This is a genomic window from Streptomyces sp. (assembly GCF_019510245.1).
Lineage (GTDB): Bacteria > Actinomycetota > Actinomycetes > Streptomycetales > Streptomycetaceae > Streptomyces.
On sequence record NZ_JAEKKT010000072.1, the window covers coordinates 1 to 26,497 of the forward strand.

Annotated in this window: 23 protein-coding genes and 2 pseudogenes; 14 read left to right on the forward strand and 11 right to left on the reverse strand. The window is 72.6% G+C overall.

Going from position 1 to position 26,497, the window contains the following annotated elements; translation table 11 throughout:
* Positions 1–632, forward strand: a 632-nt coding sequence (locus tag JF597_RS04120) for a TetR family transcriptional regulator (RefSeq protein WP_293988952.1), incomplete at its 5' end; no start/stop codon positions are given.
* Between the two features lie 66 nt (positions 633–698).
* Here the strand turns inward: JF597_RS04120 and JF597_RS04125 are convergent.
* Complete coding sequence (locus JF597_RS04125; RefSeq protein WP_293988955.1) at positions 699–1,151, reverse strand: Lrp/AsnC family transcriptional regulator; 453 nt, start codon at positions 1,149–1,151, stop codon at positions 699–701.
* Between the two features lie 322 nt (positions 1,152–1,473).
* Between JF597_RS04125 and JF597_RS55455 the strand changes: the two are divergent.
* Both JF597_RS55455 and JF597_RS55460 read left to right on the forward strand, forming a co-directional pair.
* Positions 1,474–1,596: pseudogene (locus JF597_RS55455) on the forward strand (LysE family translocator); the annotation flags it as partial.
* A 106-nt stretch (positions 1,597–1,702) separates the two neighbouring features.
* Entirely contained in the window at positions 1,703–1,855 is a 153-nt protein-coding gene (locus tag JF597_RS55460) for a hypothetical protein (protein ID WP_366916376.1), read from the forward strand.
* 25 nt (positions 1,856–1,880) lie between these two features.
* Here the strand turns inward: JF597_RS55460 and JF597_RS04135 are convergent, their stop codons facing one another.
* The 3 genes from JF597_RS04135 to JF597_RS04145 form a co-directional block, all read right to left on the reverse strand.
* The gene (locus JF597_RS04135) at positions 1,881–3,494 is read right to left on the reverse strand and encodes a tannase/feruloyl esterase family alpha/beta hydrolase (RefSeq protein ID WP_293988958.1); all 1,614 of its coding nucleotides are present in this window, start codon (positions 3,492–3,494) and stop codon (positions 1,881–1,883) included.
* Positions 3,495–3,919: 425 nt separating this feature from the next.
* Positions 3,920–4,393 (reverse strand): nitroreductase/quinone reductase family protein, encoded by a 474-nt coding sequence (locus JF597_RS04140; RefSeq protein ID WP_293988961.1) that lies wholly within the window; start codon positions 4,391–4,393, stop codon positions 3,920–3,922.
* Positions 4,390–5,631: an acyl-CoA dehydrogenase family protein gene (locus tag JF597_RS04145; RefSeq protein ID WP_293988965.1), complete on the reverse strand. Its 1,242-nt coding sequence runs from the start codon at positions 5,629–5,631 to the stop codon at positions 4,390–4,392. The genes JF597_RS04140 and JF597_RS04145 overlap by 4 nt, the downstream gene beginning before the upstream one ends.
* 99 nt (positions 5,632–5,730) lie before the next feature.
* Between JF597_RS04145 and JF597_RS04150 the strand changes: the two genes are divergently transcribed.
* Positions 5,731–6,900: an acetyl-CoA acetyltransferase gene (locus JF597_RS04150; protein WP_293988968.1), complete on the forward strand. Its 1,170-nt coding sequence runs from the start codon at positions 5,731–5,733 to the stop codon at positions 6,898–6,900.
* A gap of 139 nt (positions 6,901–7,039) precedes the next feature.
* The gene (locus tag JF597_RS04155; RefSeq protein ID WP_293988971.1) at positions 7,040–8,044 is read left to right on the forward strand and encodes an expansin EXLX1 family cellulose-binding protein; all 1,005 of its coding nucleotides are present in this window, start codon (positions 7,040–7,042) and stop codon (positions 8,042–8,044) included.
* 134 nt (positions 8,045–8,178) lie between these two features.
* Here JF597_RS04155 and JF597_RS04160 read toward each other — a convergent pair whose 3' ends face one another.
* Positions 8,179–8,655 carry a hypothetical protein gene (locus JF597_RS04160; RefSeq protein WP_293988974.1) on the reverse strand — a complete coding sequence of 159 codons (477 nt, stop codon included), beginning with the start codon at positions 8,653–8,655 and terminating at the stop codon, positions 8,179–8,181.
* 141 nt (positions 8,656–8,796) lie between these two features.
* Here JF597_RS04160 and JF597_RS04165 point away from each other — a divergent pair, with 141 nt between their 5' ends.
* Positions 8,797–9,468, forward strand: coding sequence for a pyridoxal 5'-phosphate synthase (locus tag JF597_RS04165; protein ID WP_293988977.1), 672 nt, complete (start codon positions 8,797–8,799; stop codon positions 9,466–9,468).
* A 10-nt stretch (positions 9,469–9,478) separates the two neighbouring features.
* On the opposite strand, the gene JF597_RS04170 is transcribed toward JF597_RS04165, so the two are convergent.
* The 3 genes and pseudogenes from JF597_RS04170 to JF597_RS04180 form a co-directional block, all read right to left on the reverse strand.
* Positions 9,479–10,360 (reverse strand): GNAT family N-acetyltransferase, encoded by an 882-nt coding sequence (locus tag JF597_RS04170; RefSeq protein ID WP_293988981.1) that lies wholly within the window; start codon positions 10,358–10,360, stop codon positions 9,479–9,481.
* Between the two features lie 40 nt (positions 10,361–10,400).
* Positions 10,401–10,936: pseudogene (locus tag JF597_RS04175) on the reverse strand (GNAT family protein).
* Between the two features lie 65 nt (positions 10,937–11,001).
* Complete coding sequence (locus JF597_RS04180) at positions 11,002–11,439, reverse strand: Zn-ribbon domain-containing OB-fold protein (protein ID WP_293988984.1); 438 nt, start codon at positions 11,437–11,439, stop codon at positions 11,002–11,004.
* A 473-nt stretch (positions 11,440–11,912) separates the two neighbouring features.
* On the opposite strand from JF597_RS04180, the gene JF597_RS04185 reads away from it, so the two are divergent.
* The 5 genes from JF597_RS04185 (at position 11,913) to JF597_RS04205 (ending at position 18,886) form a co-directional block, all read left to right on the forward strand.
* Positions 11,913–13,118 carry an NAD(P)/FAD-dependent oxidoreductase gene (locus tag JF597_RS04185; RefSeq protein ID WP_293988987.1) on the forward strand — a complete coding sequence of 402 codons (1,206 nt, stop codon included), beginning with the start codon at positions 11,913–11,915 and terminating at the stop codon, positions 13,116–13,118.
* A 451-nt stretch (positions 13,119–13,569) separates the two neighbouring features.
* The gene (locus JF597_RS04190) at positions 13,570–15,081 is read left to right on the forward strand and encodes an FAD-dependent oxidoreductase (RefSeq protein ID WP_293988990.1); all 1,512 of its coding nucleotides are present in this window, start codon (positions 13,570–13,572) and stop codon (positions 15,079–15,081) included.
* A 118-nt stretch (positions 15,082–15,199) separates the two neighbouring features.
* Entirely contained in the window at positions 15,200–17,437 is a 2,238-nt protein-coding gene (locus tag JF597_RS04195) for an acetate--CoA ligase family protein (RefSeq protein WP_293988993.1), read from the forward strand.
* Positions 17,437–18,225 carry an enoyl-CoA hydratase-related protein gene (locus tag JF597_RS04200; protein WP_293988996.1) on the forward strand — a complete coding sequence of 263 codons (789 nt, stop codon included), beginning with the start codon at positions 17,437–17,439 and terminating at the stop codon, positions 18,223–18,225. Before JF597_RS04195 ends, JF597_RS04200 begins: the two co-directional genes overlap by 1 nt.
* Before the next feature lie 61 nt (positions 18,226–18,286).
* Complete coding sequence (locus JF597_RS04205) at positions 18,287–18,886, forward strand: flavin reductase family protein (RefSeq protein ID WP_293989014.1); 600 nt, start codon at positions 18,287–18,289, stop codon at positions 18,884–18,886.
* Between the two features lie 4 nt (positions 18,887–18,890).
* Here JF597_RS04205 and JF597_RS04210 read toward each other — a convergent pair whose 3' ends face one another.
* Positions 18,891–20,474, reverse strand: a complete 1,584-nt coding sequence (locus tag JF597_RS04210) for a hypothetical protein (protein ID WP_293988999.1) — start codon at positions 20,472–20,474, stop codon at positions 18,891–18,893.
* A 168-nt stretch (positions 20,475–20,642) separates the two neighbouring features.
* On the opposite strand from JF597_RS04210, the gene JF597_RS04215 reads away from it, so the two are divergent.
* Positions 20,643–22,172: an ATP-binding protein gene (locus JF597_RS04215; protein WP_293989002.1), complete on the forward strand. Its 1,530-nt coding sequence runs from the start codon at positions 20,643–20,645 to the stop codon at positions 22,170–22,172.
* On the opposite strand, the gene JF597_RS04220 is transcribed toward JF597_RS04215, so the two are convergent.
* The gene (locus tag JF597_RS04220) at positions 22,169–23,503 is read right to left on the reverse strand and encodes an MFS transporter (RefSeq protein WP_293989005.1); all 1,335 of its coding nucleotides are present in this window, start codon (positions 23,501–23,503) and stop codon (positions 22,169–22,171) included. The genes JF597_RS04215 and JF597_RS04220 overlap by 4 nt on opposite strands.
* A gap of 71 nt (positions 23,504–23,574) precedes the next feature.
* Here JF597_RS04220 and JF597_RS04225 point away from each other — a divergent pair, with 71 nt between their 5' ends.
* Together JF597_RS04225 and JF597_RS04230 are read left to right on the forward strand one after the other, a co-directional pair.
* Complete coding sequence (locus JF597_RS04225) at positions 23,575–24,603, forward strand: helix-turn-helix domain-containing protein (protein WP_293989008.1); 1,029 nt, start codon at positions 23,575–23,577, stop codon at positions 24,601–24,603.
* A gap of 407 nt (positions 24,604–25,010) precedes the next feature.
* Entirely contained in the window at positions 25,011–26,231 is a 1,221-nt protein-coding gene (locus JF597_RS04230) for a transposase (protein ID WP_293989011.1), read from the forward strand.
* A gap of 122 nt (positions 26,232–26,353) precedes the next feature.
* Here the strand turns inward: JF597_RS04230 and JF597_RS04235 are convergent.
* Positions 26,354–26,497 (reverse strand): integrase core domain-containing protein (locus JF597_RS04235; RefSeq protein WP_293989017.1); only part of this gene is annotated, 144 nt, incomplete at its 5' end.

Consider the following 26,497-nt stretch of genomic DNA (forward strand, 5'->3'; position numbering starts at 1 on the left):
GTACCGTCGACGGCCGCGTGGCCGGCCGGCGTGGGCAGGCGACCCGGCAGAAGCTGCTCGACTGCCTCAGCGAGATGCTCAGCTCCTCCCCTTACCGGGACGTCAAGGTCATCGATGTCGCCCGGAAGGCGGGCACTTCGCCCGCGACCTTCTACCAGTACTTCCCGGACGTCGAGGGCGCCGTCCTGGAGATCGCCGAGCAAATGGCCACCGAGGGCGGTCAGTTGACCGAGCTGCTGGCCGACCGCTCCTGGGTCGGCAAGGCCGGCTGGGCGACCGCGCAGGAACTCGTCGACGGTTTCCTGGAGTTCTGGCGCAGGAACGACGCGATCCTGCGCGTGGTCGACCTCGGGGCGGCCGAGGGGGACAAACGGTTCTACAAGATCCGTATGAAGATCCTGAACTCGGTGAACAACTCCCTGACCGACTCCATCGCGGAGTTGCAGTCCAAGGGCAGGGTGGACAAGGACGTGAACCCGGCCGCCGTGGCCGGTTCGCTGGTCGCGATGCTCGCGGCCGTCGCCGCGCACCAGAAGGGTTTCCAGACCTGGGGCGTGAAGCAGGCCGAACTCAAGCCGAACCTGGCGCTGTTGGTGTACCTGGGCGTGACCGGGAAGAAGCCCACGAAGTAGCCCGCGCCCTGGGTCCTGTCTGGCAGGCGGTGGTTCACGTGCAGCGGTGAACCACCGCCTGTCGTCCTACGCCGGCAACGGCCGGTCCCGCACCACGTGCTTCATCACCAGCGTCGAGGTGAGGCGCTGCACGCCCGGCAGGGTCGCGAGCCGCTCGTCGTAGAGCCGCTGGAAGGCGGCGAGGTCGGCGGTGGCCACCCGCAGCAGGTAGTCGGGTTCGCCGAACAGCCGCTGCGCGTCCAGCACCTGGGGGATCTCCGCGAGCGCCCGCTCGAAGTCGGCGACCGTGTCCCGGTCCTCCTGCCGCATGGACACGAAGACCAGCGCCTCGAAGGTCAGCCCCACGGCCGCCGGGTCCACCACCGCCCGGTACCCGCCGATCGCCCCCGACCGCTCCAGCTCGCGCAGCCGCCGGTGGCACGGCGAGACGCTCAGCCGCACCCGCCCGGCCAGCTCGGTCACGGTCAGCCGCCCGTCCTGCTGGAGCTCGGCAAGGATTTTCCGGTCCACGTCGTCCATGCGCAAGATTCTCCCCCGGAATCGCCGCCCCCGAGCAAATTTCGGGAACACTTTCGGGCCTGTCGCACTCTCATGTCCCTCCCCATGGACACCGGACGTCTCCTTTCCTTCCTCGCCGTCGACCTGCTGCTGGTGTGCGTGCCGGGCGCCGACTGGGCGTACGTGATCGCCGCCGGGGTGCGCGGCCGCTCGGTGCCGCGTGCCGTGGCCGGCCTGGTCGCGGGGTACGCGCTGCACACCGCGCCGGCGGTCGCGGGGCTCGCGGTGCTGGTCGCCCGGTCGCCCGGTCGCCCGGTCGCCGCAGCTGCTCACGGTCCTGCCCGTGGCCGGTGCCGGATACCCGCTGTGGCTGGGCTGGGGCGTGCTGCGCCGCCCGACGGTCCCGCGGGAGGCGGAGGCCGGGCCGCAGGGCTTCTGGCGGGGCGCCGCGATCAGCGGCCTGAACCCGAAGGCGCTGCTGCTCTACCTCTCGGTGCTCCCCCAGTTCCTGGTCACGACGGGCGCCCACCTCCCGGTGGCCGCCCAGACCGCCGTCCTCGGCTGCCCTGCACATGGCCGCCTGCGCCGCCCTCTATCTGACCGTCGGCACCCTCTCCCACGTCCTGCTCGCCGCCCGCCCGAGGGCCGCCCGCGCGGTGACCCGCACCTCGGGGGCGGCGATGCTGGGCATCGGGGCGCTGCTGCTGGGGGAGCGCCTGTTCTGAGCGCTCCGCCTTCGGGGCGCGGCCGTCAGGGGCGGTCCAGGACGGTGGTCGACTCGGCGGCCAGGTCGGCGGGCACGCTCGTCCTGGTCGTGCAGGGGGCACCCGCGCCGGGGGCGGCGGCGGTGTCCGGGTAGGCGCAGATCGTGCGGCCGGTGCCGGTGACGGGGCCCTTCTGGCCGAAGGACTCGGGGGCGCGGCCGTGCTCGGTCCACGCCTCCAGGACGTCCAGGAGCCGCGAGCGCGCGTCGGTGGTGCCGGTGAGGTCCGGCTCGGTGTGGCCGACGCCCGGGAAGTAGAAGGTGCGGACGAAGGAGCGGGTGCCCTGGACGCCGTACCGGCGGAAGAGGCGCTGCTGGTAGTTGTAGGAGTTGAACGGCAGGATCAGGGGGTCGTTCGTCCCCGTGTAGGCGAGGATCTTGGCGTTTTTCCTCCGGGCCTTGGACAGGTCGGTGCTGTCGGTGGCGGCGGTCTTCTCGAACTTGCGGTACGACGCCTCGAAGAACCGCGGGAAGTTCTCCATGGTCAGGTTCTTGCGCCAGTCGTAGCCCGGATCCTGCTGCAGCCAGTTGCGGACGTACGTCTCGATCAGCGGGCTCATGGTGTTCCCGCCGGGCAGCAGCACCTCGAAGGTGGTGCCGCGCGTGATGCCGCCCCACAGCCGGTTGCCGTGGGCGTCGCGCGGGCCGTCCCAGATGAGGTCGACGGCCTCGGCCTCCGCGGCGGTGAGGCCCCTGACCTCGCGGGCGTCGAAGGCGCAGCGGCGGGGGTCCGCGACGACCCCGTCGGTGACGCCGTCCGCGGGGTCGCAGGCGGCGACGGCGGCGGCGTTCGCGGCGTCGCTCTTCGCGGGTGACAGGCCGCCGGGGCCGAGGAGTTCGTTGACGACGACCGCGGGCCAGGCCTCGCCGATGATGAACCGGTTCCAGTTGACCGCCGGGTAGCCGAGCAGGAAGCCGTCGTACTCGTCGCCGTACTTCTGGGCCATCTCCCAGCCCTGCCGGCCGCCGGTGGAGCCGCCGACCCAGTAGTTCCGCTGCGCGGCCCGGCCGTAGTAGCTCTTCGCGAGGGAGAGCGCCCAGACCGTCTGCTCGTGCAGGCTGCGGTCGATGAAGTCGTCGACCTGCTGGGTGTTCAGCTCGCCCGAGGGGGACAGCACGAAGCCGCCGCCGGCCTCGCCGCAGGCGGGCTGGGCGTTGGCCTTGCCGGTCTTCGGGTCGGTCGCGTCGCACCAGGCGGAGCTGTGGCCGGTGTCGGTGACGGAACCGACCTCGCCGCGCAGGACCGGCACACCGAGGTCGCCGAGGTCGCCGCCGTACCCGCCGCCGCCGGTGTTCAGGACCCGGCCGTTCCAGGCGCCGATGTAGGTGCCGCCGGTACCGGAGTCGGCGGGGCTGAGCGGGAGGGTGACGCGTACGTCGACGGCCCGGGTGGGCACGAGGTCGACCTGGCAGTACGCCGGGAGCGTCGCGGTGGCGGGTACGAGCTCCGAGCTGATGCTCTTCACGTGGGAGCCGGCGAGCACCGTCCGTGCGAGGTCGGCGCAGCGGGGCCCGGCCGCGGCGCCGGCCGGCGGCACGGCGAGCGCGGACACCGCCACCGTCACGGCGCCCACGAGGCAGGCCGCCGGCCGTGTGTTCATTCGTCGGCCTTTCGGGGTCGGGAATGCGCAACGCGTCATCCCAGCCTCCGACCGCCCGCCGACGAAACGCGGGTGCCGCTCCGCGGAACGGCCGACGTGAACACCGACGGCCGTACGGCACGACGGGTAGTCCCCCTGCCGCGGGCGCGCGGGGGACTGATCGCGCAGTTCCCCGCGCCCCTGATGGGGCACTTCGCCCGCGGTCTCCTTCCGGCTGCGGGCGTACCGGCGGGTAGTCCCTCGGCCGCGGGTCCGCGGGGGCTGATCGCGCAGTTCCCCGCGCCCTTACGGGGCGCTGGAAAGAAACCGCGGCTGCAGCGCCCGTCAGGGGCGCTGGGGGTACCCCCGGCCGAAGGCTGGGGGAGGAACTGCGCGAGCGGCCACGACGGTGCCGCGGTCGACATCGGCGGCGCTTCCAGCGGAGCTCAATCGCTTTGCCGGCGGGTCAGGTGGAAGATGCGGATCTGGCGGGCCACCCGGTTCTGGTAGGCGGCGTACGGCGGCCAGAACACCAGCAGTCGCCGCCAGGCATCCTCCCGTTCCGGGCCCTCCAGGAGCCGGGCGATGACCGGGATGTCCCGGCCCTTCCAGCTGATCTCGGCGTCGGGACGGCCGAGGAGGTTGTACGTCCAGGCGGGATGCCCGGTGCGCCCGAAGTTGGAGCCGACGAGGAGCCAGCCGTCCCCCTCGGGCATGCACGCCAGCGGCGTCCGGCGGGGCCGCCCGCTGCGCGCGCCGGTGGAGGTGAGGATCACCCCCGGCAGCATCTGGGCGCTGAGCAGCACCCGGCCGCCGCTGAGCCGGTGCACGGCCCGGTCCAGCGCCGGGACCACGTGCGGGGCCACTTTGGCGAACCCCCGGGTGGCGGACACCTTCTGCACCAGCCGTTCGCCGATCACACCGCCACCTCCCCGCGCTCGAACAGCCCGGCCGCGTCCGCCGCGTGCGCGCGCAACCGGTGACCCGGCCCGAACAGCAGCTCGTCCCCGGCGGCCCGCTTGAAGTACAGGTGCGCCTCGTGCTCCCAGGTGAACCCGATCCCGCCGTGCAACTGGATCCCCTCCCCGGCGGCGATCCGCAGCGCCTCCAGCGCCTGCGCGAGCGCCAGCCCGCCGACCTGCCCGCCCGTCGCCCGCCACCGCGCGTCCAAGGTGGCGCCTCGCGCCGCACCACCTGTTTCGTGGACGGTCGCCCAGGCCGCATAGTAGGCCGCCGACCGGGCCGCCCGCACCGCCACGTACACGTCGGCCAGCCGGTGCTTCACCGCCTGGAACGACCCGATCGCCCGCCCGAACTGCTCCCGCTGCTTCACGTACTCCACGGTCCGCTCCAGCGCCCGGTCGGCGGCTCCCACGGCCTCGGCCGCGAGCACGGCGGCCACGAAGTCGCCGAGGGCGGCGAGGGCGGTACGGACGTCGGTGTCCTCGTCGGGACCGAGCAGCTCGGCCTGTACGTCGCGCAGTTGTACCCGCCCCTGGCTGCGGGTGGCGTCGAGGCTGGTCCGCCGGGTCCGTACGACGCCGGCCGCGTCGCCCGCCACCAGGAAGAGGACGACGCGCGAGCGGGCGTACCCGCCGGTGTGCGCGGGGACGAGCAGCAACCCGGCGCTGTGCCCGTCCAGCACCTGGTCGGCCTCCCCGTACAGCCGCCACCCGTCCCCCGTGCGCCTCGCCTGGACGCCCCCGGCCCGCCCGCCGCCGGCCCAGTCGGCGCCGCCCGGCCCGGTGAGCGCGAGGGCGGTGCCGAGCCGGGTGCCGGGGACGGCGAGGGCGGCGGTGAGGCCGCCGTCGGCGATCCTCGGGAGCAGGTCGGCGCGTTGCGCGTCGGTGCCGAGGGCGAGCAGCAGCGGGGCGGCGAGCACCGCGGTGGCGAGGAACGGGGTGGGGGCGAGGGCCCGCCCCAACTCCTCCGCCGCGAGGGCGACTTCGGTACGGGAGCAGCCGGCGCCGCCGTACGCCTCGGGCAGGGCGAGGCCGGGCAGGCCGAGCTGTTCGCCGAGGGCGGTCCACAGACCGGGGTCGTACCCCTGCGGCCTGTCGACGGCGGCCCGCACCTCCTCCGTGCCGCAGCGCTTGTGGAGCAGTTCACGCAGGGCGCGCCGGATCTCGTCCTGCTCGTCGGTGAAGCGGGCGTCCATGACCGGACCTCCTGACGATCTGACGGCCCGTCATGCTAGGGGCGCCGGATGCAGATGCACAGGGGTGGAGTCCACCGTATCTGATGTACCGTCAGATTCATGACTGGACCCCGCAAGGTCGCCGTGGTCGGCGTGGCCCTCTCCGACTGCGGCCGGGTGGACGAGGCCACCCCCTACGCCCTGCACGCCCAGGCGGCCCGCCGTGCGCTGGCCGACGCGGGCCTCGGCCGGGAGGCGGTGGACGGCTTCGCCTCGGCGGGGCTGGGCACCCTGGCGCCCGTGGAGGTGGCCGAGTACCTGGGCCTGCGCCCCACCTGGGCCGACTCCACCTCCGTCGGCGGCTCGACCTGGGAGGTCATGGCGGCCCACGCCGCCGACGCGATCGCCGCGGGCCACGCCAACGCGGTCCTGCTGGTGTACGGCTCGACGGCCCGTGCCGACATCAGGGCGGGGCGGCGCACCGGGAACCTGTCCTTCGGCGCCCGCGGCCCCCTGCAGTTCGAGGTCCCCTACGGCCACACCCTCATCGCCAAGTACGCGATGGCCGCCCGCCGCCACATGATCGAACACGGCACCACCGTCGAGCAGTTGGCCGAGGTCGCGGTCCAGGCACGGGCCAACGCGGCACTGAACCCGGACGCGATGTTCCGCACCCCGGTCACCGTCGACGAGGTCCTGTCCGGCCCGATGATCGCCGACCCCTTCACCAAACTGCACTGCTGCATCCGCTCGGACGGCGGCGCGGCGGTCCTGCTGGCGGCCGAGGAGTACGTACGGGACTGCCGGTCCGCCCCGGTGTGGGTGCTGGGCACGGGCGAGTGCCTCTCCCACGCCACGATGTCGGAGTGGGAGGACTTCACGGTCTCCCCGGCCGCGGTGAGCGGCCGGCTGGCCTTCCGGCGGGCCGGCGTCACGCCCGCCGACATCGACTTCGCCGAGATCTACGACGCGTTCACCTACATGACCCTCGTCACCCTGGAGGACCTCGGTTTCTGCGCGAAGGGCGAAGGCGGCGCGTTCGTGGAGAAGGGGCGGCTGAAGGTCGCGGGCGGGGAACTCCCGGTGAACACGGACGGCGGCGGCCTGTCGGCCCAGCACCCCGGCATGCGCGGTCTGTTCCTCCTCGTGGAGGCGGTACGGCAACTGCGCGGCGAGGCCGGGGACCGGCAGGTGCGGCGGGCGGACGGGGGGCTGCCGGAGCTGGGGGTGGCGTCGGGGACGGGGGGCTGGTTCTGCTCCTCGGGGACGGTGGTGCTGGGGCGGGTGTAGCCACGGGACCGTCCCCCACCGATCGGCGGCAACTTTCTCGCGCATCGACGGCAACCTCTTCCGACCCGGCGGCAACTGTCGTACCGGAAGCTTCGATGTTCGAAGGACGTGCACCGCCGAATCGCGTAAGGAACACTCCGTGGCCCCCTCCTCACACCGCCGCCGCACGCAGCCGAAGCCGGACCGGGACTTCGCATGGCGCCCGGTCCGCGGTCCGTTGCTCGCGGTCGCCGCCGTCGCCGCCGTCGCCCTGGTCGTGACCCTGGTCGTGGCCTTCCGCCCCGGCGCCGCGGCCGGCGCCACCGGACGGGACCGTGCGGTCTCCGGAGCCGCGTCGGACGCCGTGACGAGCGCGGCGGCGACCCCGAAGGCCCCGTCGCGAAAGCCGTCCGCGACGCCCACGCCGTCCCGCACGGCGAGCAGGCACACCACCGCGCCGGCCTCCGCGTCCGTACCGGCGACCCCGTCCGCCACCCCGGCCCGGCGCTCGGCGGCCGGTGCCTCCTCGGCCACCACCACGGCCCCCGCGGCCGGCCGGATCCGCCCCGGCACCACCTACCAGGGCGTCGCCACCTCCTACGACGCCGGAAACGGCGACGGCGCCTGCTCCTTCGGCCCGACCTCCGACGTGATGACCGCGGCGATGAACACCGCGGACTACGAGACGGCGAAGGCCTGCGGCGCGTACGTCTCCGTCCGCGCGGCGAGCGGTACGGCCATCACCGTACGGATCACCAACGAGTGCCCGGCACCCTGCGCGGTCGGCCAACTCGACCTCAGCCAGCAGGCCTTCGCGAAACTGGCCCCCCTGTCGGCGGGCCGGATCGCGATCACCTGGAGCCTGCTGAGCCCGGCCACCTCCGACACCGTCTCGATCCGCTACAAGACCGGTTCCAGCCAGTACTGGTGCGGCATCCAGGCGATCGGCCACCGCAACCCGCTGGCCCGCCTGGAGGTCCGTACCGGCGGCAGCTGGCTGGCGCTGACCCGCACCGGCTACAACTACTTCCTCTCCGAGCAGGGCACCGGCTGCGGCGCCGAGCTCCGCCTCACCGACATCTACGGCGAGCAACTCACCGTCCCGGCCCTCCCCGTCCGCCCGAACGTGGTCCAGCGAACCGGGGTCCAGTTCACCCGACACTGACAAGCCCCCCGCACAGCGCCCCGTCAGGGGCGCTGGGGGTACCCCCAGCCGAAGGCTGGGGGAGGAACTGCGCGACCAGCCACGAAGGCGCCGCACCCGACCGACGGACCCGTCCCGCCCCATCTCGCCGCTCCTCAGCGAAGCGTCTGGCGCACCGCCACGATCCGGTGGCCGCGCCGCGGCGCCGGGCCGTCGAGCAGGACGACGCCGATGTGGTGGCGGCCGCGCACCCACGCCGTGGGCGTCATGACGAGCCCGGCGACGGCGACGATCACGCTGACCGGGAGGAGGACCGGCACGGCCTGCCCCGCGGGCACGGACCTGCCGCCCTGGTGGACGGCGTAGCCAAGGGCGGCGACGGACACGAGGAGGGAGAGTGCCGACACGGCCGCCCAGACGTTCCGCACCCGCCGGGTGCGCGCGTGGTCGGCGACCTCGGCGAGGACGGCCGCCGTACAGACGGGACACTCCAGCTCGACCCGGTCCCGCCCCTCGGCCGGCCGCACCAGCCGGAAGTCGCGCGCGGCCCAGGTGACGGCCCGTGTCCTGCGCCGTCCGGCATCGCCGTTTACGTGGCGTACGGCCACTTTCACGGTCTTCGGTCCCCTCATGCCGGACAGTGTGGGGCCGGGGCACAGGTGTTCGCAGCGGTTCGCGCGGTTGTGCCCCGGGGTTTGGCCGCGAGGCCCCGGGGCCACCGTACGAGGTGGCTGATGACACGGTTGCGGGAGGTGCCGAGTGATACTCGGCACATGGCTGCAACGGATCTCCACGCGCTCCTGACGTCGCTCCGGGTCTGGTCCCCCGAGGCCACCGAGCTACGGCCCTTCGACCCGGCGGCGGCTCCGGAGGCACCGCTCCCCCTCTTCACCACGTGGTTCGCGGAGGCCGTGGCGGCCGGGCAGCCGGAGCCGCACACCGTGTCGCTGGCGACGTCGGACGAGGCGGGCCGGGCGGACGTGCGGATCGTGATGCTGCACGGCGCGGACGCGCACGGCTGGTCCTTCGCGTCGCACGCGACCAGCCGCAAGGGGCACCAGCTGAGCGCCCGCCCGTACGCGGCCCTGACCTTCTACTGGCCGGTCCTGGGCCGCCAGGTCCGGCTCCGCGGCCCCGTCACCGCGGCCCCCGCCGAGGAGAGCCAGGCCGACCTGCACGCCCGCTCGACGGGCGCCCTGGCGGCGGCCCTCACCGGCCGCCAGAGCAGCCCCCTGTCCTCACTGGAGGAACTGCGCACGGAGTCGGAGGCCGCCTGGCGACGCGCCCACGCCGACCCGGCCGCCCCCTCCCCGACCTGGACCCTCTACCACCTGCGCCCCGAGGAGGCGGAGTTCTTCCAGGGCGACCCGGACCGCCGCCACGTCCGGCTCCGCTACGCGGCGGAGCCGGACGGCGGATGGCGGAGGGAACTGCTGTGGCCGTGAGCGCCGGCGCTCAGGCCCCCTCCCCGAGGTCGTACACCGCCCAGTCGGCCACCTTCCGGTAGCCGATGCGCTGGTAGAGCGCATTGCTCGTCGGGTTCGCGAGGTCCGCGAAGAGCAGCACCTCGGCGGCGCCCGCGGCCAGCGCCGCCCGGCCCACCTCCGTGGTCACCGCACCGGCGTAGCCGCGGCCGCGCAGGTCCGGCGGGGTGTAGACGGGCGCGATCCGGACCTGGCCGGCGACTGCCAGGGTCACGCCGGCCATGGAGACGGGGGTGCCGTCGGGTGTCTCCCAGAGGGTGACGCCGCCGTACGAGAGGCGGAAGTCGGCCCACTCCGCCGCGTCCCGGCCGGCCCGCAGGCCCGCGTCCGCCACGAACCGCTCGTACCAGCGGATCAGCAGGTCCCGGTCGGACGCGCCGGCCGGCCGCGCCCGGCCCTCCGGCACCGGGACGGGCGGCGTCGACTCGGCCAGCCGGTACAGGCGTTGCAGCTCGCGCGGCTTTCCCGACACCCCCGTCCGGCGTTCCCACTCCGCCGCGAACGCCTCCGACGTGGCGCGCTCGGCGGAGATCCCGGACACGGGGTGGCCGAGGGCGAGCAGCCGCTCGGCCAGCGCCTCGGTCTCGTCGGCCGTGAGGCGGGTGACGTTCAGGGCGTACGGGGGCGTGTGGAGCAGCGCCGCGGCCACGCCGCCGTCGCCGCGGGTCAGGAAACCGAAGAACGGCGGGTCGTCGCCGTACGCCCGCGGCCCCCGCAGCCGGAGCTGTGCCGTCACCGTGAGGTGAACGGTGCACAGGTCCGGGCGGGAGTGGAGGAAGTCGTGGGCGCGGTTGAGGAATTCGTCGACGTCGGCGGTGAAGTGCCAGGCGAGGGCGGAGGATTCGGGAGCCATGGTCGATGGTGGCCGCGGATCGCCGTGCTCCGCACGTGAATTAGTCCCGCGCCGGGGACCGGGGCGGGGACGCGGGCGGGACCTGGTCCACGTCCGGGCTCGGGTCCGTGGCCAGCCGGGCGTGCAGGTGCACGTCGCGGAAGGCGTCCTGCCGGCCGGCCTCGAACATCGCGCCGCGCAGGGTCCCCTCGTAGCCGTAGCCGCACGTCAGGGCTATCCGGCAGGACGCGTCATGGCCGAGGGCGTGGCCCAGCTCCAGGCGGTGGAGGCCCAGTGCGGCGAAGGCCCAGTCCGTCGCCAGGGCGAGGGCACGGGTGGCGACCCGGCGGCCCCGGGCCTCGGGGAGGGTCCAGTAGCCGACTCTCGCCGTACGGAAGGTCCGGTCGATCATGTTGACGCCGACGTGACCGAGGGTCGCGCCGCTCTCCAGCGGCGGAAGTCCGGGTCGGTACGGGATCGCAGCCACGCCTCGACCTGGGCCTCCGCGTCCGGGTCCCAGCGGTCGAGCCGCAGACCGTGACCGTGCGGGGTGGCGTCGGGGCGGTGGGCTGCGGGCTGTTCGTCGGTGAGGGCCATGGGGCCATTCAAACGCGGGCGGCGGGCGAGGCCCCGGCGGGTCTTCCCGCACGGCCCGGCCTGCCTCAGTACGGCCGCGCCGGTGCCGGGCGGAACACCGGTGCCCCCTCCCGGAAGGCGACCTCCAGCTCCAGGCCGGCGCGCAGGGTCGCCGGATCCGAGCCGACCAGTTCCGTCATCATGCGCGGCCCCTCCGCGAGGTCGACCACGGCGGGCACGTACGGGACGCGGTCGCCGAAGGGCGGGAGGTCGTTGCGGTGGACGACGGACCAGGTGTAGAGGGTCGCGCGGCCGGTGGCCCGTTCCCAGGTGACGTCCTCGCTCCAGCAGTGCGGGCAGAACTCCCGGGGGTAGTGGTGGGCCCGGCCGCAGGCACGGCAGCGGCGGATCAGCAGGCGGCCTTCGGCCGCGGCCTCCCAGTAGGGGCGGGTGAAGGCGTCCGGTTCGGGGCGGTCGTGTCGCGGGCGCTCGCTGCGTATGCCGTCGGAACTCGTCGCGTCCATGAATCTGACGTTACGTCAGATCCCGAAGCGCAGCCTAGACCCGGGTGGGCAGAACACGAGGGCCACGGCGCCGACACCGACCCGGGCGACTTCATCGCCTGGATCGCCACGGTGACGGGCTACGGCAAGGGCAGGAAGGGCAAGCGGAATGAACGGGCCACCGCGGAAGTAAGAAGATCTCGCCATCGTGAGGGCCCTTCCGAAGCCGCGACAGCCTCCCCAACGCGGTGGCCTTTCCCCGTCTGTCCAAGGGCACCGCCCACCCGTGACGTCGGGCCTCGGCGCACCGGGGTTCGTCGTCACGGGCCTTTCGCATTCCGGACCGGATTCCGGCGGATTCGGGCCGGCTTCCGCCAAATGAGGTGGGCTAAGTCACAGGTCCCACCCACTTCTCCTACGGGTGTGATCAATCCGCAACCAATTCCGGTCTTGACCGAGACCCATCAACGTGAGGCGTGATTACGCTCGCGCTCATGGCCGTGTTCCCCCCCACCGTTTCGCCCGTCTACGTCATCGGCGCGGGCCCCGGAGGGCTCGCCGCCGCGTACGCGCTGCGGGCCCGGGGCATCCGTGCCGTGATCCTGGAGAAGTCGGACGGCGTCGGTGCGTCCTGGCGCCGCCACTACGACCGCCTCCACCTCCACACCACCCGGCGTCTGTCCGCGCTCCCCGGACTGCCCGTGCCGCGCCGCTTCGGTCGCTGGGTCTCCCGTGACGACGTGGTGCGCTACCTGGAGAAGTACGCCGAGCACCACGAGCTGGAGATCGTCACCGGCGTCGAGGTGTCCCGCGTGGAACGCTCGCCCGACGGCGACGGCTGGCTGCTGCACGCCTCCGGCGGACGGGAGCTGACCGGCTCCGCGGTGGTGGTCGCCACCGGCTTCAACCACACCCCGCGCATCCCCGACTGGCCGGGCCGGGACGGCTTCCGCGGCGAGTTCCTGCACGCCGGCGCGTACCGCAACGCCGAGCCCTTCGCCGGCCGGGACGTCCTCGTCGTCGGCCCGGGCAACACCGGCGCCGAGATCGCCGTGGACCTGACCGAGGGCGGCGCCGCCCGGGTGCGGCTGGCGGTCCGCACGGTCCCGCACATCGTGCGCCGCTCCACCGCCGGCTGGGCGGCCCAGTACAACTCCATCCTGGTACGACGGCTCCCGACCGCCTTCGTCGACCGGCTGGCCCGCACCATGGCCAAGGTCAGCGTGCCCGACCTGGCCGCGCACGGCCTGCCCCGCCCCGACAGCGGCCTCTACAGCCGGGTGAAGCAGGGCGCCATCCCCATCCTGGACGTCGGCCTCATCGAGGCGGTGCGCCGGGGGAAGGTCGAGATCGTGGCCGCCGTCGAGGGTTTCGAGGACGGCGAGGTCGTCCTCGCCGACGGCACCCGCATCTCCCCCGACGCGGTGATCGCCGCGACCGGATACGTCCGCGCCCTGGAGGACCTGGTCGGCCACCTCGGCGTACTCGACGACCGCGGCCGCCCGGTCACCCACGGCCCCCGCACCCCGAAGAACGCCCCCGGCCTCTACTTCACCGGCTACACCAACCCCATCAGCGGCAACATCCGCGAGATGGCCATCGACGCGGAGAAGATCGCGAAGGCGGTCGCCAGGACGGCCGCGAAGCGGACCGCCGAACGCCAACGGCAGGCCCGGTCCGAACGGCAGCCGACGGCGTAGGCCGCACGCCCGCCGACGGCGAACACCACACGACTGCGGACCACGTACGCCGCACGACGCCCGACGGCGAATGCCGCACAGCCGCCGACGGCGTACGCCGAGCGGTCACGAACGGCGTACAACGCACGGCCGCCGAACCGCGAACGCCGCACGACCGCAGACGACGTACGCCGAACCGCCGCCGACCCCGAACGCCGAGCGATCGCCCACGGCCTACAACGCACGGCCGCCGACCGCAAACGCCGCACGACCGCAGACGACGAACGCCGAGCGGCCGCAGACGGCGCAGATAGCCTCAACCCCCCTACATAGCAACCCCGTTGCCCATGTGACGCATGCGACGGGTGCTGTTTGTTACCGGCGGTAGCATCGCGCGCGCGTCCCGGACCAGAATGTGAGCCCTGCTCAACTTTCCGGTTCCACCCCCTCTCGCCCAGCACGGAGGACGCACGTGGCACGTGAAAGACAGCTCTTCCCCCGGACCTCCCCGCGGCTCTCCCGCCGTTCCCTTCTCGGCGGTGCCGCCGGCGGGGCCGTCGGCCTCACCGCGGTCGCCGCGGGCACCGCCTCGGCCGCCGCGTCCCGGACCGTCGACGTCGCGATCGTCGGCGGCGGCATAGCCGGCCTCACCGCGGCCCGCGACCTGGTGGCCGGCGGCAGGTCCGTGGCCGTGCTGGAGGCCCGGGACCGGGTCGGCGGCCGGGTGGTGAACCTGAAGCTGGCGAACGGTGGTTCCACCGAGGGCGGCGGCGAGTTCATCGGCCCCACCCAGAACCGCATCAAGGCCCTCGCCGACTCCCTGGGCGTGGCCACCTTCACCACGTACAACACGGGCAACAACCTGCTCTACAAGGACGGCAACCGCACCCCGTACGACACCAGCGGCCTGCTCGGCTCGGTCCCGCCGGTGGACGCGGCCGGCCTCGCCAACGCGGCGATCGTGCAGTCCGAGCTGGACAGCATGGCCGCACAGGTCCCGGTGGACGCGCCGTGGACCGCCGCCAAGGCCGCGGAGTGGGACAAGCAGACCTTCGAGAGCTGGCTGAACGCCCACGCGATCGTGCCCTCCGCCAAGTTCCTGCTGGACCTGGCCTGTACGTCGATCTTCTCGGCCCAGCCCCGCGAGCTCTCCCTGCTCTACGTCCTCTTCTACATCGCCGCCGCCGGCGACGAGTCCAACGCCGGCACGCTGGAACGCCTCACCGACACCGCGGGCGGCGCCCAGGAGTCCCGCTTCGTCGGCGGCTCCCAGCAGGTGCCGATCAAGCTCGCCGCGACCCTCGGCGACCGGGTGGTGCTGAGCGCGCCGGTGCGGTCGATCGTCAGGTCCGGGAGCACGTACGTCGTCACGGCGGAGGGCATCACCGTGAACGCGACCCGGGTCGTGGTCGCCCTGCCGCCCCCGCTGGCCGCCCGCATCACGTACGACCCCCTCCTCCCCGCCGCCCGCGACCAGCTCACCCAGCGGATGCCGATGGGCTCGATCGGCAAGGCGATCGCCGTCTACGACACCCCGTTCTGGCGGGCCGACGGCCTCAACGGCCAGGCGGTCAGCGACTCCGGAGTGGTCCGCTCGACCTTCGACAACTCCCCGCCGGACGGCTCCTACGGCGCCCTGATGGGCTTCATCGAGGCCGACGAGATGCGTGCGTACGACGCGGCGAGCGAGGCCGACGTCAGGGCCGCCGTGCTGGCCGACTACGCCGACTACTTCGGGGACAAGGCCAAATCCCCCGCTTCCTTCGTGCTGCAGCGCTGGGACAATGAGGGCTTCTCGCGGGGCGGCCCGGTGGCCTACGCGCCGCCCGGGGTGCTCACCGAGTACGGGGCCGCGCTGCGCGCGCCGGTGGGCGGGATCCACTGGGCCGGGACGGAGACCTCGACGTTCTGGACCGGGTACATGGACGGGGCGGTGCGGTCGGGCGAGCGGGTGGCGAAGGAGGTGCTGGCCGCCCTCGGCTGAGAGGAAGTACTGCTTCGGCCCTCAACTTTGCGTGCAGACCAGTTCCTGACGCAGCGTCAGTTCAGTAATCTGACACTGCGTCAGGTAATTGTGCTGTCACACAGGAGCGGGCGGAACGATGCTTGGATCAACCCACGGCACCCTCACCACCGACTCCCGCCGGGCCCGGGTCATCGCCTGCGGTGAGCAGCGTCCCGGGCCCGCCGTCCACGGCCGTGCGGCCGACTCGGGCGACGCGGACGCGCTGGACGTCAGCGGACGGCCGCTGTACGCGGACGTACCGGATCTCGACAGGTTCTTCCGCCCCGAGTCCGTCGCCGTGATCGGCGCCTCGGACGCCGAGGGGCGGCCCAACACCGGCATCACCCGGCAGCTGCTCGACTGGGCCGGGCAGGTCGGGGCCCGGGTGCACCCGGTGCACCCGACCCGGCCCTCGGTCTTCGGCCTCGCCTGTGTGCCCTCCGTCTCCGACCTGCCCGAGCAGGTCGACCTCGCCGTGCTGCTGGTCGCCGACCCGCTGCCGGTGATCGAGGAACTGTCCGAGGCCAAGGTGAGGTTCGCGGTCGCCTTCGCCTCCGGGTTCGCGGAGACCGGCGAGGAGGGCGCGGCCGCCCAGACCCGCCTCGCGGCGGCCGTACGGCGCTCCGGGCTGCGGCTGCTCGGCCCGAACACCAACCTGAACGCCTTCGAGCGCTTCCGCGACGATCTCGACGGCCCCTCGATCGCCCTCATCACCCAGTCCGGCCACCAGGGCCGACCCGTCTTCGCCGCGCAGGAGCTGGGCATCCGCCTCTCCCACTGGGCGCCGACCGGCAACGAGGCCGACCTGGAGACCGCCGACTTCATCTCCTACTTCGCCGAGCGCCCCGAGGTCGGCGCCATCGCCTGCTACGTCGAGGGCCTCAAGGACGGCCGTGCCTTCCTGCTCGCCGCCGACCGCGCGGCCCGCCGCCGGGTGCCCGTGGTCGCCGTGAAGGTCGGCCGCACCGAGGCCGGCGCCCGCACCGCCGCCTCCCACACCGGCAAGCTGACCGGCGCGGACGACGTGGTCGACGCGGCGCTGCGGCAGTACGGGGTGATCCGCGTCGACGGCCTCGACGAACTCCAGGACACCGCCGCCCTGCTGGCCCGGGCGCGGGCGCCGCGCGCCGACGGGGTGGTCGTCTACTCGATCTCGGGCGGCACCGGTGCGCACGTCGCCGACCTGGCCGCCGGCCTGGGCCTTGAGCTGCCGGTGCTGTCCGAGGCCCGGCAGGCCGAACTGCACCAGTGGATACCGCAGTACCTGAGCGTGGCCAACCCGGTCGACAACGGCGGGCACCCGGTGGGCGACTGGCGCGGCCGGAAGATCATCGACGCGATCCTCGCCGACCCGGAGGTCGGGGTGCTGGTCTGCCCGATCACCGGTCCCTTCCCGCCGCTCAGCGACAAGCTGGTCCAGGACCTGGTCGACGCCGCCGAGGCGAGCGACAAGCTGGTCTGCGTGGTGTGGGGTTCGCCGGTCGGCACCGAGGCCGCCTACCGCGACGTCCTGCTCGGCTCCTCCCGGGTGGCCACCTTCCGCACGGTCGGCAACTGCCTCACCGCCGTCCGCGCCTACCTGGACCACCACCGCTTCGTGAGCGACTACCGGTCCCCCTTCGACGAGGCGCCGCGCACCCCCTCGCCCTCCTACCGCAAGGCGCTGGCGCTGATGCGGCCTGGACAGCAGCTGAGCGAGCACGCGGCGAAGCAGCTGCTGCGCGCGTACGGCATCCGGGTGCCGCGCGAGCAGCTGGTGACCAGCGCGGCGGCGGCCGTGCGCGCGGCCGGGCTGGTCGGCTACCCGGTGGTGATGAAGGCGTCCGGCGGCCAGATCGCGCACAAGACCGAGCTGGGCCTGGTGAAGATCGGCCTGACCTCGGCCAGCCAGGTCCGGGACGCGTACCGCGACCTGACCGACATCGCCCGCTACGAGGGGGTCGCGCTGGACGGCGTACTGGTCTGCCAGATGGTGGAGCGGGGCGTGGAGATGGTCGTCGGGGTCACCCACGACGACCTGTTCGGGCCGACGGTGACGGTGGGGCTCGGCGGGGTGCTGGTGGAGGTCCTGCACGACGCCGCCGTACGGGTGCCGCCGTTCGGCGAGGACCAGGCCCGGGACATGCTCGCGGAGCTGCGCGGGCGGGCCCTGCTGGACGGGGTGCGGGGCCGGCCGCCGGCCGACCTCGACGCGCTCGTCGAGGTGATCCTGCGCGTCCAGCGGATGGCCCTGGAACTGGGCGACCAGCTCGCCGAGCTCGACATCAACCCGCTGATGGTGCTGGAGCAGGGCCAGGGCGCGGTGGCGCTGGACGCGCTGGCGGTGTGCCGCTGATGGAAACCGTCCGGTACGTGACGGCGGAGCGGGTCGCCCACCTCACCCTCGACCGCCCCGACGCGCTCAACGCCCTCACCCCCGACCAGCGCGACCACGTCATCCACCTCCTCGGCGAGGCCTCGGCGGACCCGGGGATCGGCGCGGTGGTCGTCACCGGCACCGGCCGCGGTTTCTGCGCGGGCGCCGACCTGCGCGGCAGCGGCGGCGGCACCGCCGAGCGCGTGCCGGGTGACGTGGCCCGCACCATCCGGCTCGGCGCCCAGCGGCTGGTCGCCGCCGTCCTCGACTGCGAGAAGCCGGTGATCGCGGCCGTCAACGGCACCGCCGCCGGTCTCGGCGCGCACCTCGCGCTCGCCTGCGACCTGGTCCTGGCCGCCGCATCGGCGCGTTTCATCGAGGTGTTCGTGCGGCGCGGCCTGGTCCCCGACGGCGGCGGTGCCTACCTGCTCCCCCGCCTGATCGGCCCGCACCGCGCGAAGGAGCTGATGTTCTTCGGCGACGCGCTCTCCGCGCCGGAGGCCGAACGCCTCGGCCTGGTCAACCGGGTCGTGCCGGACGAGGAGCTGGCGAAGACGGCACGGGACTGGGCGGCCCGCCTGGCCGCCGGCCCCACCCGTGCCCTCGCCCTGACCAAGCAGCTGGTGAACGCGTCCCTGGACACCGACCGGGCGTCGGCCTTCGCCGCCGAGGCCGCGGCCCAGGAGATCAACATGACCACCCGGGACGCGCAGGACGGGGTGCGGGCCTTCATGGAGCGCAGGAGCCCCGATTTCCAGGGCCGATGACGGCGATACCGGGCCCCCGCCCCTTCCCATCTGACGCTCCGTCACTTTCAATGAAGAGATGATGGGACACGCAGGGGCGGCCGCGGCTGCCGTCCGCTATCTGAGGTCGGTTCCCGCGGCGGGGCCCGTGGAGGCGCTGCCGCGCCCGGAGCTGCGGTGCGTGCGCGCGGACGAGCGGGCGCCGGTCGAACAGGCGGAGTTCCGGCGCGTGCTCGGCACCTTCGCGACCGGGGTGACCGTGATCACCGCGCCGGCCGCCGAGGGCGAGTCCTCCCCGGCCGGCTTCGCCTGCCAGTCCTTCTCCTCGCTCTCCCTCGACCCGCCCCTGGTCTGCTTCATGGTCGGCCGTACGTCGGCCACCTGGCCGCGCATCGCCCGCGCCGGCGTCTTCTGCGTCAACGTCCTCGGCGCGGGCCAGGGCGAGCTGTGCCGCGCCTTCGCGGTGAGCGGCGCGGACAAGTTCGCCGGCGTCGCCCACGACGCGGCCCCGGTCTCCGGCTCCCCCCGGCTGACCGGCGCCGCCGCCTGGATCGACTGCACGATCCACGCGGTCCACACGGGCGGCGACCACCTGATCGTGGTCGGCCGGGTGACCGCGCTGGGGACGGGCGAGGCCCCGGACCGGGCGCCGCTGCTGTTCCACGAAGGACGCTTCCTGTAACTGATCAAGCGCTCTTGCGCGGCCTGCCTCTTTTCGGAGCGACGGGACGCCAGGACAGCACTTCCTCTGCGGACAGGCCGAGACGGGTGAGGTGTCCGGCGTACAGGCTGTCAAGAAGCTCCTTCCCCGCTCGCGCGTGAGCGGAAGGTTCGCCGTCGGGCTCTGTGATCCAGGGCAGCTGGTCCACGAGCGCCCTGAGCAGCGGCAGGGCCGATGCCGGGCGGTGCGTATGGGCATGGGACTCGGCGTCGAGCAGGTCCAGTACCGCCAGGGCACGCTCGTGAGCGCTCCAGCCCGCCCAGCCGATCGTCGTGGTGAGGGACAGCGGCGACGCCGACGACGCGAACGAGACGAAACGCTCGCTCGGCATGTCGTACTTCCCGCGCCGCCTCCAGTAGGAGGGCCTCAGGAAGTCCGCCGACGTGAAGCGCGGTGGTACCGGGTGAGGTACCTCACCATCGACTTGCCCCTGGCCGTCGTCCCGGCGCTGCGCCTCCCACAGCTCCTCCCAACGACGCCGTTTGTCGAGGCCGGACGCCTTGTACCGGAGCGGCTCGGCCTGCGGAACGTGCTCATCGGCGAGGAGTTCGACCAGCACCTCGCCCACGTTCGCCGCCCCCTGGGCGTAGGACTGCGAATAGAGCGCCGCCACGGAGGTGAAGTCCTCGTCGCTGCTGAGCAGTTCGGCCAGGTTGCGGACCGTCAGAGTCACGGGATGCCGGTCCTGGGCCGCTTGCCGGTACCACAGTCGCGGCGACTCGCACCGGTCCAGCAGTCGCTCCTTGAGGATGCCGTGGATCAGGACCTCCCAGGGCGGAGCGGCCCACCGCCGCTTGTGCTCGGGCTGTTCCAGCAGGGCCAGTAGGGGGTTTTGCCGGATGGCGTGCACACGGCGCTCTACCAGGTACCGGTACGAGGCCGGCCAGTGTCCGGGAACATCGGTCACCGGCGTCGTCGCATGGCGGGTGAACCAATCGGTCTGTTCCTCGCCCGTGGCGACCCGTCTCGCCAACGCGATCTCGAAGGCCCGCTCGCCCAGGGCGATACCTGGAACCTCTCCAAGGGCGGTCAGCCCCTCCTCGGTGACCAGGCCGTACAGGGCATACACGCCTGTGGCGCAGAAGAGGTCGTCGGATCCGGTGTTGGCGGCGTATCCGATGCGGACCGCACGATCGAGGAGCCGCTGTCCGGCTTCGGACGCCTGCTGGGCGAGGGCAGGTTCGAGGGTGAGGTCGTGTACAAGATCGACGACGAAGCGAGGTGTGGGTACCTGTCCGTACGACTGACGCGCGCCGTCGTCGAGCGAGGAGTGGAGGTCAGCCAGGAAGCTCGTGGACCGCGTCGCGTCCGTGAAGTCGTGAACGAGCGCACCGTCGGGTGTCCTGCCACGCCAGAAGTCGAGCAGTTCGGCGCATGCTCGCGCTCCTGGACGCATCCCGCCCAGAAGGCTGCTGCCATCCCCGAGCACCATGCCCATGACGGGGTGATCGCGGAACCGGTCGACGGCCTGGAGCACGCGGTCACCCGACGGCGCGTCACCGGTGAGGGAGATGTCGAGCAGACCGTTGTCCTCACAGAACCTGATCATCACGGTGACGAGCACCCAGGCAGTCGCGGCGGGCGGCTGCCACCTTCCTCGGGGTGGCGACGCTGGCGCTCACCATCGGAAGCTTCCTCAGCGCCTGAGTGATTAGGGATACACTCCTTAGAAGTGCATCCCTAAGAGTAGTTGGCGAGCGAGACCCCGGGAGTGGTCATGCAGCAGTCGAGGCCGGCCAAGCCGTCACGCGTCTTCGATCGAGGCGCCGAGTGGGACGCGCTTACGGCCTTTGCGGACCGGCCCGTACCGCACGCAGCGCTCGGAGTCCTCAGCGGCAGGCGTCGTATGGGGAAGACGTATCTACTGCGGGCTCTCGTCGAACAGTGCGGCGGGTTCTACTTCGGGGCCACCGACGCCACCGAGGCGGAGTCTCTCCGACAGTTCAGCGCCGCCCTGGCCGAACACGTGGGCTCGCCTGTGCCCTTCTCGTTCGCCACCTGGAACGACGCGGTCACCTATCTCTTCGGGCTCTCCGCCGCCGGCGCCCGGACACCCGGCGGCCAGGCACCGGACACCCCTTTTCTCGTGGTCATCGACGAGTTCCCGTATCTCGTTCGGGCGGCTCCGGAGCTTCCCTCACTGATCCAGCGCGCGATCGACCGGGGCCAGGTGGAGGAGAGCCGCATGCGACTGCTGCTGTGCGGCTCGGCCATGTCCGTCATGGGCGGACTGCTGGCCAGCAGTGCGCCGCTGCGAGGGCGGGCCCAGCTCGAACTCGTCGTACGGCCCTTCGGCTATCGGGCAGCGGCGGACTTCTGGGGTGTCGCCACGGATCCCGCGTTGGCGGCCCGGTTGCACGCGATCCTCGGCGGCACCCCGGCCTACCGCCGCCAGTTCTTGGCGGACGATGTCCCCGCCGACCTGGACAGCTTCGGCGAATGGATCTGCCGCACAGTTCTCTCCCCGTTCAGTCCCCTCTTCCGGGAGGCCCGCTACCTGCTTGCCGAGGAGGCAGAGATCCGGGACACGGCGCTGTACCACTCGGTGCTGGCTGCCGTGGCGCAGGGCAACACCACGCGTGGAGGCATCGCGGGCTACATCGGCCGCAAGTCCGTCGACATCTCGCACCCGCTCAATGTCCTGGAGGACAGCCATCTTCTGGTGCGGGAGGCCGACATCTTCCGGGCCGGGAAATCCCAGTACCGCATCACCGAGCCCCTGATCACCTTCTACGAGGCCGTCATGCGTCCGGCCTGGGCCCGGCTGGAAGCGGGCCAGGCCACCGAGGTGTGGGCCCAGGCAGACCAGCGCTTCGCGGCGCAGGTGGCCGGTCCGCACTTCGAGGCGATGTGCCGTGAGTACGTCCTGGGGCCCGGGCGGACCCTGCTGAGTACGTCTCTGGGTGAGGTGGGCAGCGGCGTTGTGACCGATACGAAGGAACGTCGGCAGATCCAGGTCGATGTGGCCGTCGTCGAGCAGGGATCCGGAGGAAACCGCCCGTCGGTCGCGCTGCTCGGCGAGGCAAAGTGGGGCACGGTCATGGGAGTCAACCACCTCGACCGCCTCGCACGTGCAAGGGAACTGCTGGCCGGGCGCGGCATGGACACCTCGCACTGCGGGCTGGCCTGTTTCAGCGCAGCCGGTTTCAGCGAAGCTCTCCGCGCCGAGGCGACTCGGGGCGGAGTGCTGTTGATCGGTCTGGACGAGTTGTACGGCCGGTCCGTGCCGACGGGGTTCCTACCCTAAGCCGCCGACACCGACCGGTTGACGGTGCCGAGTCCCCCCGCCCCCGTCACCGGCCGCCGCCGGATCACCAGGGCCATCAGGGCCGCCGCAGCGCACAGGGCGCCGGAGGCGTACCAGACCATGTCGTAGGTGCCGAACACGTCGCGGGCGACGCCGCCGAGGAAGGCGACGAGCGCCGCGCCGACCTGGTGGGAGGCGAGGACCCAGCCGAAGACGATGGCGCTGTCCTCGCCGTACTGCTCCCGGCACAGCGCCAGGGTGGGCGGGACGGTGGCGACCCAGTCGAGGCCGTAGAAGATGATGAAGAAGACCATCGAGGGGTGGAGCGACGGGCCGAGGAGCATCGGCAGGAACAGCAGCGAGACGCCGCGCAGGGCGTAGTAGACGGCGAGCAGGCGGCGCGGTTCGAAGCGGTCGGTGAACCAGCCGGAGGCGATCGTGCCGACGACGTCGAACACGCCGATGACCGCGAGCAGCGAGGCCGCCGTGGTGACCGGCAGGCCGTGGTCGTGGGCGGCGGGCACGAAGTGGGTCTGGATCAGGCCGTTGGTGGACGCCCCGCAGATCGCGAAGGTGCCGGCGAGCAGCCAGAAGGGGCCGGTGCGGACGGCGGAGAACAGTACGCCGAGGGTCCTGCGCGCCGCCCCGGTCACCGGTGCCGGCTTCGGTACGAACGCGGTGGCGCCATACGGCTTCTGGCCCACGTCGGCCGGGTGGTCGCGCAGCAGCAGCCAGACGAAGGGGACGACCGCGAGGGCGGCGAGGGCGACGGTGACGGCGGCCGGGCGCCAGTCGTAGGTCTCGACCATCCAGGACAGCAGCGGCAGGAAGATCAGCTGTCCCGAGGCGGAGGCGGCGGTCAGGATGCCGCTGACCAGGCCGCGCCGGGTGGTGAACCAGCGGTTGGTGACCGTGGCGGCGAAGGCGAGGGCCATCGAGCCGGACCCGAGGCCGACCAGCAGGCCCCAGCAGAGCATCAGCTGCCAGGCCGCCGTCATCCAGACGGTCAGGCCCGAGCCGACCGCGATGACGGTCAGGGCGACGGCCACCACCCGCCGTATGCCGAAACGGTCCATCAGGGCGGCGGCGAAGGGCGCGGTGAGCCCGTACAGCGCGAGGTTGACGGAGACGGCCGCGCCGATCGTGCCGCGCGACCAGCCGAACTCCGTGTGCAGGGGGTCGATGAGCAGGCCGGGCAGGGAGCGGAAGGCGGCCGCGCCGATGATCGTGACGAAGGTGACGGCGGCGACGAACCAGGCACGGTGGAGGCGCGGCGAGCGGGTCGGCTTCGCGTCCTGGCGGGCTGCTGCGGCTTCGGTTGTCTGGGTCACGCCACAAATATCCGGCCACCGGGTTCCCTCCAGCGAGTGGCCCGGTGGACAGTATTCGCTAGGATCGGGCCATGAGCAGTGACCCCGGCTTCCGCCCGCACCGCGTCGTCGTCCTGGCCCTCGACGGTCTGCTCCCCTTCGAGCTGGGCATCCCGCACCGCATCTTCGGCCGCCCCAAGGACGACCGGGGCCGGCCTCTCTACGAGGTCGTGACCTGCTCGGTCCGCCCGCCCGGCCCGGTCGAGACCGACGCCGACTTCGCGATCCACGTGGCGAACGGCCCGGAGACGCTGGCCACCGCCGACACGGTGATCATCCCGGCCTCGTACGAGCTGGGGCCGGTCTTCGAGCAGGGTGTCCTCACCCCCGAACTGGCCGCCGCCCTCGCCCACATCCGCCCCGGCACCCGGCTCGCCTCCATCTGCACCGGCGTCTACGTCCTGGCCGCCGCCGGCTACCTCGACGGCCGCCCGGCGACCACGCACTGGGCCGAGGCGGACCACCTCCAGCGGCTGTTCCCGCAGCTGGAGGTGGACGCGGACGTCCTCTTCATCGACGACGGCGACATCCTCACCTCCGCCGGGGTGGCCGCCGGCATCGACCTGTGCCTGCACATGGTCCGCCGCGACCACGGCACGGCCGTCGCCAACGAGGTGGCCCGCCGTACGGTCGTCCCCCCGCACCGGGACGGCGGCCAGGCCCAGTACATCGACCGCCCGGTCCCCGACCCCCAGGTGGCCACCACCACCGCGGCCCGCGCCTGGGCCCTCGGCCGCCTCCACGAGCCCATCCAGCTGCGCGACATGGCCGAGCCGGAGGCCATGTCGGTACGGACCTTCACCCGCCGTTTCCGCGAGGAGACCGGTGTCAGCCCCGGCCAGTGGCTCACCCGGCAACGCGTCGAACGCGCCCGCCACCTCCTGGAGTCCACCGGCCTCTCCGTCGACCAGGTGGCCCGCGACGCGGGCTTCGGCACCGCACAGTCGATGCGCCAGCACCTACAGGCAGCGCTCGGCGTCACCCCGACCGCGTACCGCCGCACCTTCCGCACCGGGGCGAGCACCGGCGACGGTTCCGGCACGGTCGGCGCTGCGCGCTGATCTCCCGGCCCGCCGTACCTCGCCCCACCAGCCGAACGCGCTGAGCAGCAGGGTGACCCCTACCCCCGGCCAGGACGGTGGTGCAGGCCCAGGGCAGGACCTGCTTGGTCACGACGTCACCTGGTGTCTTGCGAGGATGCCTCGGTGTTCGCGCCGGGGTGGGGGCACCTCCCGCTTGCGGGGGAGAATCGCATCCCGTGACGGCGACGAGGAGCGTAGCCGTGTCCGGCCTGTGAGCGTGGAGCGCCACACGCTCGCTCGGCGGAGCCGAGTGAAGGCGAACGTATGTGCCTGCGTTCGCTGATGAGGATGTTTGTGGCGGGAGTTGGGTGCGGGTGTGCGAGTCTCGCTCGTATGGTCGTGTGTGGGCAGAGGCGGGTGACGGGAACGAGAGCGGGGGTGTCGGCGTGGCGGAAGCGGAGGGAACCGATGGCGTGGGTCATGCCCGGTTCACCTACCGGCTGCGTGCGTCGGCTGCCGCCCGCAGTGCTCTGTCGACGGAGTGGGACAGGTGCCGGTGGACCTGGAACGAGTGCGTCGCCAAGTCCAGGGCAGTGCACCGGCATAACAAAGCCACCGGTCAGAAGGCCACGTGCGGTCCGGCGCAGCTCGACAGGATGCTGACGGAGGCCCGCGCTCGTACGCCGTGGTTGCGTGAGGGCTCGTCGGTTCCGCAGCAGCAGGTCATCCGTGACTTCGGCCGTTCCCGGGCCAAGGCGCACAAGGACATTCGGGACCGGCTGCCGATGGGGCGCCGGGCGAGGATGCCCGGGCATAAGAAGAAGCGGGAGGCGCTGGCGAGCCTCAACTACACCCGGCGCGGCTTCCGGTTGAAGGGCGGCAGACTGTATCTGGCGGGCGGCATCGTCGTGACGGTGGTGTGGTCCCGTAATCTTCCGGCCCAGCCGTCCTCGGTGCGCGTGTACCAGGACAGTACCGGCGCCTGGTACGCGAGTTTCGTCGTCCCCGCCCAGGCCGAACCCCTGCCGGAGACCGGTCGCGTGATAGGCGTGGACTGGGGCGTGAGGGAGACCGCCACCACCACGTCCGACGACCACGACCTGCCCCACGCCGGGCACGGCAGGAAGGCCCAGGCGAAGCTGACCCGGTACGACCGCATGATGGCCCGCCGCAAGCCGAAGAAGGGCCACGCCGCCTCGAAGGGCTACCGCGAGGCGAAGCACCTGCGGGCCAAGGCGCACAAGAAGGTGGCCCGGCAGCGGCAGGACACCGCCCGTAAGTGGGCCAAGAAGGTCGTCCGCGACCATGACGTCGTCGCGGTGGAGGACTTCAGGCCGAGGTTCCTGGCCAGGACCACAATGGCCCGCAAGGCCGCTGACGCCGCCATCGGCGCCACCAAGACGGCTCTGATCGAGATGGGCCGCAAGCACGGGCGGGACATCCGCCTGGTCCACCCCGCGTACACCACGATGGACTGCGGGCAGTGCGGAGCGAGAGCCAAGCACGCACTGCCGTTGGGTGAGCGTACCTACACCTGCACCGTGTGCAAGACGGTGTCCCCACGGGACAAGAACTCCGCACGCGTGATGCTCGTCCGGGCTGGTCTCAACCCGGCTGGTGCCGATGGCGCAAGACCTCCTGGAGCGCTGCTCCGGGAGGCGGCCTGAGCCAGAAATCCCCTCCACCTTCAGGGAGGGGAGGATTCAAGGTAGGTCATGGGACGACGGTAGGGCGGCGCACTGACAGCGCCGAGAAGTTTTCCCCGACCTGTGGATAACCCGCACACGCTCTAGATGTGTTGTTCGGAGAGGTTGGTGACGCGGCTGGCTGGTGGTTGGCCGCCGATCCCGGTGTGGGGTCGGTGGTAGTTGTACCAGTCCAGCCAGTCGGGAAACGCGGCCTGGCGTTCGGCGTTTGAGGTGTAGGGCCGCTG